Raw genomic sequence first — 13,415 nt, 5'->3', positions numbered from 1 at the left:
TTTTCTTTCGCGCTTGTCTCTTGGTGCCCTGAGAGTAGACCTCTCAAAACTAAACAAAGTTTCTTGCCAACTGCTTTCCGTTTATTTTTCCTTAGAAAGGAGGTGATCCAGCCGCAGGTTCTCCTACGGCTACCTTGTTACGACTTCACCCTAATCATTTGTCCTACCTTAGACGGCTAGCTCCCCGAAGGGTTACCCCACCGGCTTTGGGTATTACAAACTCTCATGGTGTGACGGGCGGTGTGTACAAGGCCCGAGAACGTATTCACCGTGGCATGCTGATCCACGATTACTAGCGATTCCAACTTCATACAGGCGAGTTGCAGCCTGCAATCCGAACTGAGAATGGTTTTTAGAGTTCTGCTTGCCCTCACGAGTTCGCTTCTCGTTGTACCATCCATTGTAGCACGTGTGTAGCCCAGGTCATAAGGGGCATGATGATTTGACGTCGTCCCCACCTTCCTCCGGTTTGTCACCGGCAGTCTCACTAGAGTGCCCAACTTAATGCTGGCAACTAGTAACAAGGGTTGCGCTCGTTGCGGGACTTAACCCAACATCTCACGACACGAGCTGACGACAACCATGCACCACCTGTCTTCCTGTCCCCGAAGGGAACCCTGTATCTCTACAGCTTTCAGGAGATGTCAAGACCTGGTAAGGTTCTTCGCGTTGCTTCGAATTAAACCACATGCTCCACCGCTTGTGCGGGCCCCCGTCAATTCCTTTGAGTTTCAACCTTGCGGTCGTACTCCCCAGGCGGAGTGCTTAATGCGTTAGCTGCAGCACTGAGAGGCGGAAACCTCCCAACACTTAGCACTCATCGTTTACGGCATGGACTACCAGGGTATCTAATCCTGTTCGCTACCCATGCTTTCGAGCCTCAGCGTCAGTTACAGACCAGAGAGCCGCCTTCGCCACTGGTGTTCTTCCATATATCTACGCATTTCACCGCTACACATGGAGTTCCACTCTCCTCTTCTGCACTCAAGTTTGACAGTTTCCGATGCACTTCCTCAGTTAAGCTGAGGGCTTTCACATTCAGACTTTTCAAACCGCCTGCGCTCCCTTTACGCCCAATAAATCCGGACAACGCTTGCCACCTACGTATTACCGCGGCTGCTGGCACGTAGTTAGCCGTGACTTTCTGGTTGAATACCGTCACTACTTGAGCAGTTACTCTCAAGCACGTTCTTCTTCAACAACAGGATTTTACGATCCGAAAACCTTCTTCATCCACGCGGCGTTGCTCCATCAGACTTTCGTCCATTGTGGAAGATTCCCTACTGCTGCCTCCCGTAGGAGTTTGGGCCGTGTCTCAGTCCCAATGTGGCCGATTACCCTCTCAGGTCGGCTACGTATCATCGCCTTGGTGGGCCTTTACCTCACCAACTAGCTAATACGCCGCAGGTCCATCCTTTAGTGACAGCCGAAACCGTCTTTCATTCCTTAATCATGTGATTAAGCACTTTATGCGGTATTAGCAACTGTTTCCAATTGTTATCCCCCGCTAAAGGGCAGGTTACCTACGTGTTACTCACCCATCCGCCGCTCGCGTCCATATCTTCCTACCCGAAGGTATTCCGTTACTTCTGCTCGCTCGACTTGCATGTATTAGGCACGCCGCCAGCGTTCGTCCTGAGCCAGGATCAAACTCTCATTTTTTGTTAGTTTGTTGACTCAGACTTAGAACTCTAACGTTCTTTGTCTTCTTTATTACTTTTAAATTGACAGGTTCTTTTTCAAGAACCCAGCACTTGGCTTTTAAAGAAACTTTGTTCAGTTTTCAAAGATCTACTTAACTTTTTGTTGATTACCACTTGATTAAGTGGCTCATTTAGTTTATCATCTTATCATGAGCTTGTCAACTGTTTTTTTTATTTGCTTAACAGTGACGCGCATGACTCATTGACAACAGAAAATATATTATCAACTTTTTTACCCTTTTGCAACCCCTTTTTGACATTTTTTGCAAATTCCTTGGATATTTAATTCGATTTTTTCTATTTCAAACCCTGAATCCTTGATTAACCGCCGTTTTAAAGATTCATAATCATGATAATTAATATCGTAAACTTGCCCACAAATTCGGCAAATTGCATGAAAATGTTCTTGGTGATAATAATCAAAATGAATTGACCTATCATCATAGGTCAATTCATTAATTGGAGTTATTTTAGACAAAAACTTGAGATTATTATAGACAGTAGCAATACTAACATTGGAAGTGACCTCATCTTTGAGATCGTTATAAACCATTTCCGCTGTAGGATGATTTTGATGGGTCATCATATATTTCAAAATAAGCAATCTCTGTTCAGTCATCCTTACTTTGTGTTGCCTTAGGTCTTGAACTTGTTCCTGAAATTCTTCTTCAAATTGATCAGTATCCAAACTTAGCCACTCCTTTCTTAATTAGCTAGCTCTGGAGCGTCTGTGTGATAGAGATTCATTAATGATTTATTATTATTCTTATATTCCAAGCTAGACTTATCTTTTTTATTCTGAGCCTTTAATTTCTTTAAGGATTTCTTTTTAGAATAATTAAAATCTTTTTTATTTACTTTGTCAAACCCCTTTGGTGTGTAGAACCTCAGCAGATCACCAGTAATAATCTTATCCGACAATGATAATTCAGTTGCTACTTTATTAGACATAGCATCAACACGACTTTTTTGTTCTGGGGTCAAGTCTTTTGCCGCTTTACCATTCTTAGTATAGTAGTAAGCACCGTTGACCTTCGTAAATTCTGGGGATACAAAGTCTCCGTTCCGAAAGGCAACTAATTGTGGATGTTTATTCGACAATAAATCAGAACCAAATTGAATATTATTACGATTATTAACACCCAATAAATTCAAAATTGTTGGTAATGCATCGATTTCACCGCCGTACGTGTGATTAACTCCACCTTGCAAACCATTCATATGAATCATAAATGGTACCCGTTGAAATTGGGCATTATCAAAATCGTTAAATTTGTCCTTACCTAATAACTTAGCAACAGCCTTCTTATGATTACCTGAAATACCGTAGTGATCTCCATAAAAGACTACCATACTGTTTTTATCTAAGCCTGTAGCTTTCAACCAATTCATAAATTCACCAATTGATTGATCTAAATAATGTGCTGTTTGTACATAACCATCAACAGTTTTATCACCGGTATTAGTTTTAGAAATGGTCTGATTCTTTTTATCTAACAAATACGGATAGTGGTTCGTAACGGTAATCACTTTAGCATAAAAAGGTTGCGGCAACTGTTGGATATAACTAGCAGTATCCTTCATAAAGATCTTATCTTTCATGCCATAACCAACATTATAATTTTTCTTTTGCTTATAGTAATTGGAGCTAAAGAAATAGTTATACCCCCAGGATTTATAAGTGTTATCGCGATTCCAAAAACTAGGTACATCGCCATGAAAAGATGCGGTTGTATAACCATGCTGATCTAAAATAGCTGGCGCAGCTTGAAAGGTATTCGATGTACCGTCAGTTACCATCGCTGCCCCTTCAGGCAAGCCAAATAAAGAATTTTCCATCATCATTTCGGCATCTGCAGTCTTACCTTGTCCTACTTGATTAAAGAAGTTATCAAAACTCAAGGTATTACTTTCATGATAAATCTTATTCAAATTAGGAGTAACTTCTTGATTATCCCATTTAAAATCTAATAAAAATTGTTGGAAACTTTCCAAATGAATCACAAAAACATTTTTACCCTTAGCTACTCCGGTATATTGCACATTCGGAGCAACATAATTGTTACTCATATAGTTCTTAACTGTCTTCATATCAGAACTATCAGCACTAGCTTTGACTGCGCTAGTTTTCGCAGCTTTGACTGTATCATAAACCGAATAAGCATTTAAGCCTAAATATTTCACAATATAATTATTATCAAACGTCCGGGTTAATAAGCCTGAACGATCCTGTTGCGCCAAAGTTAAGTTAATCCCAAAGCTAACAATGGCAATCCCTGTAATTGTCAAAGGGATTTTCGTAGTTAACTTTTGAATATCTATTTTCACAACTTTAAAAGCTAACAAAATAATTAATACTAAAACATCTGCAAAAGCTAAAAAGTCAGTTGGTCTAATAATTCCTACAATGCTGGTACCCAGATTATTCGAAACAGAACTAGAACCCTTAATTAACGTCAAAGTTAAAAAATCCGAAAATTCTCGATAATATAAAATATTAGCAAAGAGCCAAGTTGACGTAATTAGATCAATAATCATCATGTAAATGTATGATTTACGCCCCTTCAAATAAAGCGCAATTCCTAATAATAAAATGGTTGTTGGAATAGGATTTAAGAATAACAAAAACGCCTGCATGCTCGTCTTGATTCCTAAATTAAACTTATTCAAACAAATCAAATAAGTTTTAATCCAACACAAAACTACCGCTAATGTAAAAAAGCCTAGCTTAGTGTTGAAAGTTTTTGCTAATTTTTTTCCGAAGTTCTTCATTCTGAAATCTTTCCTCCACGTACCGAATACTGAGTACGTTCATTAATTGGTTTAAATGCAATGGCAATAATTCCTAAAAACATGCCTAAATAATAAGTTATAAAGCGCCAAATAAACATGCCTAAAACCAGTTGACTTGGCAAGCTAATGTACTGTGAGAATAAAGTGCGAAAACTATATTCAGCGCCACCTGTACCACCCGGAATAGGAAAAATGGATGTGATCATGACAATCATTACTTGTGTAATTAAAACGTTAATGATATTAACATGTTGCACGTGTAAAGCCAACAAAGTGAAATAAACCACTAAATAATAAAAAATTAATTGAATAAAAGTCAAAACAGCTGCTTTACAAACTTTTCGCCGTTCTTTTTTTAAAATTAAACTTTCTTGGTAAAAATTGTCAATTTTATTAAGCACCTTAGTTGTCCAATGCTGTACTTTGGTTGTATTAACAAACAAACCGACAAATTTCATGATTAATAATGTTACTTGGCGCGTAAAACGATAATAAAACATAATCATTAATAATACACCAATTGTCACAACGTGTAACAAAAAACCACAAACAATCAAGATAGCTAATCCGGCAAAATGGTGCGCAATTTGGTCAAATTGAAAAAGCATTGCAATGATAAAGTTAATTAAAACAATCGTTTGATATATAACAAATTTCATTAATAGAACTGAACTACCACGGCCTACCTCGACCCCTGATTGAACTAAAGAAACGATTTGTGCGGGTTGTCCCCCCGAAGAAAAAGGTGTAATCGCGTTAAATAAAGCTTGGATCCAAGGAATTCTTAAAATATTCCACCAATGATGTAACTCATCATCACGATTCTGCAACAAAACTTTTAAAACTAAAGCCTCAAAAAAGAACGAACAAAACATTGATCCAAAAGCGATCAGTAGCCACCACCAATTGATGGTGGTTGCTTGATGCAACAATGATTGCAAGTTAGTTTTATGAATTTCAAAAGCAAAGATTCCCCCGCCAATCGCGAGCATTACTAACATTGCTCCAAAATTTTTACGATTCATTAATCGTTCCTCATCTGTTGAAATTGGTTTAAATAAAAATCATGCCAAATTCGGCTCAAATGTTCTTGTGAATAATAATGAGCAGCACTAATCGCTTTTTGTGCTAAAGCCGCTAATTGTTCTGGATCATGTTGCAATTCTCGTAAAGCTTGATTCATGGCTGCATAGTCCTGAGCTGGACGATATTTATCAGCAATAATTGCTTGGTAAAGTTCCAAATCACGCAACATTACTGGTGTGCCTGTATTAAAGGCTTCTAGCACCGACATTGGGAACAATTCATCATACGAAGGTAATAAAAATAAATCAGCCGCATTTAAATATTCATTTAATTGCGTACGCGGAATAATATCTGTAAAAGTTAAATTTTTCGGTGCTTGGCGAATCATCTGTTTATAACGGTCATAGCCGTCAGTAATTGCGCCAAACGAAAAACCACCGGCCCAAATAAATTGGACATCAGGATTTTCCACCGCTAAGCGATAAAAATCATCAATACCTTTACGTTTTTGCACTTGACCATCGCCAAAAACCATGAAATCAGTTGGAGCCAAACCCAATTGAGCCCGAACTTGATTCCGTTTTTTGTCAGAAAACCGGTAAAATTCCATGTTCGAGACAAAATTTGGAATATACGTCACTTTTTGTGGGTCAATCCCATGTTGTGCTAACTTAGGAATAAAACTCGGATTAACCACAATCAAATGATCCATGCGTTGATAGAATGAAATAATATATTTGCTAACTAGCCCTTGTGCCATTTTAGGAATTCGCAAACTACCTTGTAGTGTTTCTGGCAAAAAATGAACATAGCCAATTTTTCGGCCGCGATTTTTCATAAAAGTAGAAGCATAAAACTGCGGATCAACGGTGTGATAGTGACTAATATCGCTGGTGTGGACAAAGTCATTGACATTTATTTGAAAATCTTGACTTAAAGAAGTGTTTAATAATTGCATCAACTCAGTATAAGCACTGCCAACTCCTTGACCTGCTACTTTTTGTGATGACGAAAACATCGTGATTTTAATCATCGTAATATTGACCGTCCTTTAATGGCTCATTAGCTAATTTTTTACGTAAAAAATATTTATAAGCATCTTGATAAAAGTTTAAGACTTGATCACCAAATAAATCGGCTGAAATTTCATGTAATTTTTTCTTTCGTGGTTCCGGATCATCAAAAGCTCTTGGATGATCCAAATATTGTAACACTAAATTAGCGAACTGTTTGGGATCTTCATAAGTGACTCCAAGTGCTGGATCATCAAGTAAATTATCAGTGTAAGGACTCGAACGCACCACACACTTTAAACCAGAAGCTAATGCCTCAATAAATGTTAAGCCCTGTGATTCCGTATCACTAGCGGAAACAAACAAATCTGCCATTTGATAATATGGCGCCACGTGATCATGATCAACTTCACCAGTAAATAAAACGTGTTGCTGTAAACTTAACTGTTGAACCTGTTGGACTAAATCAGATTTATCAGGGCCACCACCAACAATGACTAAAATTAGTTCGGGATAATATTTAATTAATTGTGGTAACTGTTGAATTAATAATTCAATCTTTTTTTCATTGGCAATACGACTGAGCGTCAATAAAATAGGATGCCGATCAGTTAGTTGCCAACGTTGTAACAACGGTTGTGGGTCAAGTTGCTGGGTAAAAGCCGACAAATCAACTCCGGTCGGAATAATTTGCATCGGCGTTTTAATACCATAACCGCGTAAAGTATCATAAACGCGTTGACTAGGCGCAATCACACCAGACATTCCGGAAATAAATAACTTGGACATTTGCTTAACGTGTGCTGGCTTTAATAAATGACCATTCAAAACATAGTGCAAGTAATCTTCATACATCGTGTGATACGTGTGCACACACGGAATTTTTAAGCTATGCGCAACAAACTTACCAATCAGTCCCAGTGAAAATTCCGTTTGCGTATGCACAATATCTAAATCTAATTCTTTTGCCAATTTTAATGCATGAAACATTCCACGATACGCAATACGCCGATCGGTAAACGAAATAAACGGAATACTGCCTAAACGAAAAATATTAGGTTCCACAGTATTTTTAGCAACATGCGGATCAGAGGTTGTAAAAATATAAACTGTATCTCCCTTACGTTCTAAGTCATTCTTTAAAGTTTGAATAGACGTTGCTACACCACTAACTTGGGGGAAATAAGTATCCGTAAATATCCCAATATTCATTATTTCATACTCCCTTAAATCAGGTTGATATGCCTAATTATAACAAAATAAGTCGCCAAAACATATTATCGTAATAAAAAAAGCAGTTTTTCAACTGCTTTAGGAAAGCAACTTTTTAAATTGCCGATTTTTCCATAAAATGGAAAACAAAATATATCCAATCAATACTGCAATAAACTCACCAATAAAAATATATACTATCGTTAAAAATAATGGTGCCTTCGTCATAATGTTGAGTTCCAACCCCACAATCACACCGTTAACAATGCCAGCAATCACGGGGACCCAATAGCCTTTGTGAAGATGAATTATTAATAAGAAAGTTAGTAACGACGCAAAAGTTCCGACAAAAATATCCACCGCCGCCGTCGGGCTAAATAAATTAGTAATAAAACAGCCTAAGGTTAAGCCGGGAATAAACTTTTTATTGTAAAAAGGTAACATGACTAAAACTTCTGAGATGCGTAGTTGAATATTGCCGTAGGCTAAAGAATTTAAAGGTGGGGTAATGGTCAATACCACATAGATTGCTGCCATTAGCGCATTTAAAATCCAATCATGAGTTGAAAACTCTGCAAAATATTTTTTCAAAATAAATCCTCCATCATCTTTGTTTAAAGACAGGTTTTCCTGGAGTTCTCCAAACTGTCTCAAATTTTTTTATAACAAATCACGCTCTTGTAACTTATTATCAATTAACTGTAAAACTTTTTTGCGATCCTCTTCATTTTCAACAAAGTCATATTGATCACAACTAATCTTCATTTTAGGACTATAATGATAATCCTCGTACCACCGATCATAGCGTCCTAACAAATTATGATAATAATCAATTAGTGAAGGGTCATTTTCAGGTTGTTCATAAGAGCGCCCCCGTTTTTTAATATGCTCCAACATTTTCTCATAAGAAACATCCAAATGTACTAATAAATCAGGCGCTTTTTTATGAGCAGCATATGGCAACTCTTCCATCATATTATCTAATAATTCATCATAAACTTGCACTTCTTGTTTAGTAGCTCGTCCCATATCGGCATTGATATGGAAGAATAAAGAGTCTTCATAAATTGAACGATCTAAAACATTGTTATCATCAGACAAAGCTCGCTTAATAGAAGCAAAACGCTTGTTTAAAAAATAAATTTGTAATAAAAATGCATACTTTTTAGGATCATCATAAAACAAGGGTAAGACGGGATTATCATCAACTTGTTCATAAAAAGCTTGTGTTCCTAAATGCTCTGAAACAAGCGTTGCTAGGCTACTTTTACCTGCCCCAATCATACCACTTAAAACTATCATCATGTTTGCCCTCCTTAAAAAATCCTTATCTATAATAGCACATACCCCACACATATTGTAGCTCAACTTTGGGTTACTACTAAATCTAGTAGTTGTCAACAATTAACTAATCTTTATGAGAGCAATAAAAAAGCTAGCCTCCGTAAATTACTATTTTAGTTTTCACGGAGGCTAGCCTGTTTAATCAATCAAAATAATTTAAGCATCCAATCCCATTTCTTTTTGAACAACACTCGCAATTTGGTTGCCAAAACGTTGGGCATCTTCTCTAGTAGCAGCTTCAATCATTACCCGGAGTAAAGCTTCAGTCCCACTAGGGCGAACTAAAACTCGACCATCACCATTCATTTCCTTTTCAACTGTATCAATGGCCTCTTGAATGGCAGGATAATTTTGCCAATCATTTTTATTTTGCACTTTCACATTAATTAATACTTGTGGATAAGTTTTTACTGGCGCTGCTAGTTGCGACAATTGTTGACCAGTTTGTTTAACAACGTTTAACAACTGAATACCGGTTAACATCCCATCACCCGTGTTATGCAAATCAAAAATGATCACATGACCTGATTGTTCGCCACCTAAGTTATAGCCATTCTGAACCATTTCAGCAGCCACATGGCGATCACCAACATCCGTTTGAACGGACTTCATACCGTTCGCTTCAATAGCTTTGTATAAGCCCAAATTACTCATCACTGTAGTAACAATAGTATCCTTTTTCAAACGACCGTGGGCTTTAAAATAGTTGCCCAGAATAAACATAATTTTATCACCGTCAACAATATTCCCCTTTTCATCAACAGCAATACAGCGGTCACCGTCACCATCAAAAGCTAATCCGACTTGCGCCCCCTGCTTAACCACTTCTCGCGCTAATTTTTCCGGATGCGTAGAACCAACACCATTATTAATATTAACCCCATCAGGATTAGTAGCAATCGTGGTAAAATCGACGTTCAAATCTGCAAATAACTTGCTGACTAATTGACTAGTTGAACCGTTAGCACCATCTAACACCACTTTTACTCCTGATAAATCATCAGAAATACTCTGCCGTAAGAACTCTAAGTATTTCAAAGAGCCTTCCTTATAGTCCTCCAAAGTACCAATGCCTTCAGCTGAAGGCCGCGGCAAAGAATCTTCTGGTTGATCCAAGAAGTGTTCAATTTCTTCTTCAGTAGCATCCTTGAGCTTATAACCATCTGGACCAAAAAATTTGATACCATTATCGCTGGCTGGGTTATGTGACGCCGAGATCATAATGCCGGCATCAGCTCCTTGGACTTTAACTAAGTAAGCCACTGCTGGAGTCGTAATCACTCCTAAATTTAAAACTTCAATCCCGACCGATAATAATCCGGAAATTAATGCTGTTTCTAACATTTGTCCCGATTTACGAGTATCACGTGCCACCAAAACTACTGCTCGATCTTCGTCACTATCTTTTTGTTGGGACAATACAAACCCACCAGCACGTCCCAAGCGAAAAGCTAGCTCCGGTGTTAATTCTTTATTCGCAATACCGCGGACACCATCAGTACCAAAATATTTAACCATTTTTATCCTCTTATTCTAATTATTTATTGAAGCTGGATTAACTGTTGAAGATTGATCATCACCAGTTTTTAAATAGACCTTAATAGTTCGTGGACTCGAATCTATAATATCAGATTTTACTTGATTAATTGTAACAACTTTTGATTTTTTAGTTCCCATCTTAGAAACGTCGATTGGAATTTCTAATTCATTAAGATTATCCAATACTGTTTTCTTAGCATAAACGCGTACTGCAGCGACATCCGAAGTGATGTGATAATTTTTATTTTCGGGTAGATTTTTTGGTACAAATTTTAAGTTTACTTTTTTACTCGGTAAACTGACAGGAACTTTAACCCGGGTAGTCTGTGGAGTTAACAGGACTGATAACGTGCGCCCTTGAGCATCTAACGCTTGCAATAAAACTTCTTGATGAAAATCGGTTGATGTACCATGAGGTAACTTAGCATGTGCCACCACTTGACTAATTCGCTGAACTTCACTGCGTGCACCAACGACTTGAACCACCTGCGGATCCACACTAGCATCGCCACCGATATAACCCGGAGCAATTTGCTTTGCATTATATTTAGCTTGAATCGGAAATACTTGTTGAGCCTTTGGCTCAATATCAACTTCGACATAATGCGGCTTGATCGAATACTTTAAATCGCGATTTAAACCACTTTGATGAATTAAAACACGATGATGACCTACACTTAAATTGTGCAGATTAATGTACACCGTAAAATTATGTGTGTTCTTGGTTGCCGTGACTAGGGCTGAGGGGCCCTCCAATTTGACGCGTACTTGTTTAGGATAACCAGTAATAAAATAATTTTCCGCATCGGAATTTACCTGTAATTTCATATTAAAGGTAACAGTTTTGTTAGCATTAACCACATTGCCAGCAGTTACTCCATTTCGGGTACTGCCAATACTAGGTAAGGAGACGCTCCAGTACAGCCATAAGGCTACCAAAAAGGATAATAACAAATAAAAATATTTAGAATCAATGAATTTGCGCCACTTTTTCATTAGTTATTTCCTTTCTGGAAATGTGCCAAAAATTTCTTAAAAATTGAATTGGATTGTGGCGTTGTGGGAGCTAATTGGGCCCGTAAATAATTCAAGTAATCATCCCGGCTAAGATCTAACATCATATGGTTTTTATGCGTAATCATCACCCCACCAGTTTCCTCCGAAACCACAATCGTCAAAGCATCAGTTACTTCACTAATCCCCACGGCCGCTCGGTGCCTAGTGCCTAATTTTTTCGGAATGGCATTACTTTCCGACAACGGCAAATATGCTGCAGCAACTTCAATTTTATTTTGATTGATGATCACTGCACCGTCATGTAAAGGCGTATTAGGAATAAAAATATTAATTAATAACTCGCCGGTCACATCAGCGTCCAGCTTAATTCCAGTCTCTACATATTCTTCTAAGCCGGTATTCATTTTTAACGTAATTAAAGCCCCAATTCGGCGTTTGGACATATACTGAATTGCTTTATCCAAGGCATCAATTAAATTATTACTTAAATCTTTCTGTTCGTCACGCATGGAAAAAAACAATGGCGAACGGCCCAATTTTTCTAAGCCGCGACGAATCTCTGGAGTAAAAATAATGATAACTGCTATGACTGACCAATTAAAAATTTGATCTGTCAAATAGGCAATCGTCCGTAAATTAAAGAACCAACTGACTAGTTTAATGATCAAAATGATAAATAGTCCCTTTAATAGCTGAATGGCCTTAGTGCCCCGAATCATCATTAATAATTTATAAACTAAAAACCACACAAATAAAATATCAATAACATTTGTTAAAGAATTTAACGTAAAAAGATGGCTTAACCAATTTTGCACGCTTACTTTCACCTCTGATCTTCACCGATAATCCGCACTTCAGTTTCTAAAGCAACACCAAATTTTTCTTGCACAGTGGCTTGAATTAATTTAATTAACGCCAAATAATCACTGGCAGTCGCTGTTCCCAAATTAATAATAAAGCCCGCATGTTTCTGTGAAACCTGCGCACCACCAATAATCTTCCCTTGTAAACCCGCCTTAATAATTAAAGGACCGGTAAAGTAACCCTCTGGACGTTTAAAAACACTCCCACAAGATGGATATTCTAGTGGCTGCTTAGCTCGCCTTAAAGCATTTAATTCGTCCATTTTAGCTTGAATTTTATGTGCATCGCCAGGTACTAACGTAAACGTCACAGCCGTCACAATGCCGTGATTGTCCTGCACCACACTATGGCGATAAGCAAAATTTAAATCTTGTTTTTTAATAGTTACTAATTGGCCCGTAGGTAAAATTTCTTGAATCTGTGTAATTACTGTACTAACTTCACCACCATAAGCTCCGGCGTTCATAAAAGCGGCTCCGCCGACACTGCCCGGAATACCCGCGGCAAATTCTAAACCACTTAAGCCCGCTCGACTCGCAGCTTTAGTTACTTCAATTAAACTGGCTCCCGCTTGAGCGGTAATTTGTTGCTCGTGCACTGCAATTTGGTTTAATTTAGTTAAGATAATGACTAAACCTTTAATACCACCATCTTTAATAATTAAATTACTGGAATTACCTAAAGCCGTTATCGGCAATTGTTTTTCTCGCGCAAAGTCAGTCAATAATTGTAATTCCGCCAAAGTTTGTGGAAAAGCAACATAATCGCCCGGACCACCGGTTTTAGTAAATGTATAGTTACTCAGGAAATCAGCAACTTTAATTTCCACTGGTAATGCTAATAATTGTTTTTTTAATTGTAGATCATCTAAAAATTGATTTCTTACTTTGTCTTGCATGATCAA

11 protein-coding genes and 1 rRNA gene are annotated in these 13,415 nt (G+C 37.7%); all 12 read right to left on the bottom strand.

Annotated features, from left to right (window positions below; genetic code table 11):
* Positions 1-95 precede the first annotated feature (95 nt).
* Positions 96-1,662: ribosomal RNA gene (locus AC3B5S_RS06845) — 16S ribosomal RNA — on the bottom strand.
* A 273-nt stretch (positions 1,663-1,935) separates the two neighbouring features.
* Positions 1,936-2,391, bottom strand: coding sequence for a Fur family transcriptional regulator (locus AC3B5S_RS06840; RefSeq protein WP_489758315.1), 456 nt, complete (start codon positions 2,389-2,391; stop codon positions 1,936-1,938).
* A gap of 17 nt (positions 2,392-2,408) precedes the next feature.
* Positions 2,409-4,475: an LTA synthase family protein gene (locus tag AC3B5S_RS06835; RefSeq protein WP_489758314.1), complete on the bottom strand. Its 2,067-nt coding sequence runs from the start codon at positions 4,473-4,475 to the stop codon at positions 2,409-2,411.
* Positions 4,472-5,521 carry a lysylphosphatidylglycerol synthase transmembrane domain-containing protein gene (locus AC3B5S_RS06830; protein WP_489769648.1) on the bottom strand — a complete coding sequence of 350 codons (1,050 nt, stop codon included), beginning with the start codon at positions 5,519-5,521 and terminating at the stop codon, positions 4,472-4,474. The genes AC3B5S_RS06835 and AC3B5S_RS06830 overlap by 4 nt, the downstream gene beginning before the upstream one ends.
* Positions 5,521-6,555, bottom strand: a complete 1,035-nt coding sequence (locus tag AC3B5S_RS06825) for a glycosyltransferase family 4 protein (RefSeq protein ID WP_489769647.1) — start codon at positions 6,553-6,555, stop codon at positions 5,521-5,523. The genes AC3B5S_RS06830 and AC3B5S_RS06825 overlap by 1 nt, the downstream gene beginning before the upstream one ends.
* A complete protein-coding gene (locus AC3B5S_RS06820) occupies positions 6,548-7,747 on the bottom strand; it encodes a glycosyltransferase family 4 protein (protein WP_489769646.1) in 1,200 nt (399 codons plus the stop codon). The genes AC3B5S_RS06825 and AC3B5S_RS06820 overlap by 8 nt, the downstream gene beginning before the upstream one ends.
* A gap of 99 nt (positions 7,748-7,846) precedes the next feature.
* Complete coding sequence (locus AC3B5S_RS06815) at positions 7,847-8,338, bottom strand: QueT transporter family protein (protein WP_489758310.1); 492 nt, start codon at positions 8,336-8,338, stop codon at positions 7,847-7,849.
* A 69-nt stretch (positions 8,339-8,407) separates the two neighbouring features.
* Positions 8,408-9,049: a deoxynucleoside kinase gene (locus AC3B5S_RS06810; RefSeq protein ID WP_489758320.1), complete on the bottom strand. Its 642-nt coding sequence runs from the start codon at positions 9,047-9,049 to the stop codon at positions 8,408-8,410.
* Positions 9,050-9,247: 198 nt separating this feature from the next.
* Positions 9,248-10,609, bottom strand: a complete 1,362-nt coding sequence (gene glmM / locus AC3B5S_RS06805; RefSeq protein WP_489758309.1) for a phosphoglucosamine mutase — start codon at positions 10,607-10,609, stop codon at positions 9,248-9,250.
* 15 nt (positions 10,610-10,624) lie between these two features.
* The gene (locus tag AC3B5S_RS06800) at positions 10,625-11,626 is read right to left on the bottom strand and encodes a CdaR family protein (protein ID WP_489775239.1); all 1,002 of its coding nucleotides are present in this window, start codon (positions 11,624-11,626) and stop codon (positions 10,625-10,627) included.
* Positions 11,626-12,462 carry a diadenylate cyclase CdaA gene (cdaA, locus tag AC3B5S_RS06795; RefSeq protein ID WP_489758307.1) on the bottom strand — a complete coding sequence of 279 codons (837 nt, stop codon included), beginning with the start codon at positions 12,460-12,462 and terminating at the stop codon, positions 11,626-11,628. The genes AC3B5S_RS06800 and cdaA overlap by 1 nt, the downstream gene beginning before the upstream one ends.
* Before the next feature lie 8 nt (positions 12,463-12,470).
* Complete coding sequence (gene murB / locus AC3B5S_RS06790; protein ID WP_489790267.1) at positions 12,471-13,409, bottom strand: UDP-N-acetylmuramate dehydrogenase; 939 nt, start codon at positions 13,407-13,409, stop codon at positions 12,471-12,473.
* Positions 13,410-13,415 lie beyond the last annotated feature (6 nt).

It is taken from the genome of Bombilactobacillus sp. ESL1094 (assembly GCF_058107425.1).
Note: the sequence above shows the minus strand (reverse complement) of the source record. Positions and strands in the feature narration are given on the sequence as shown.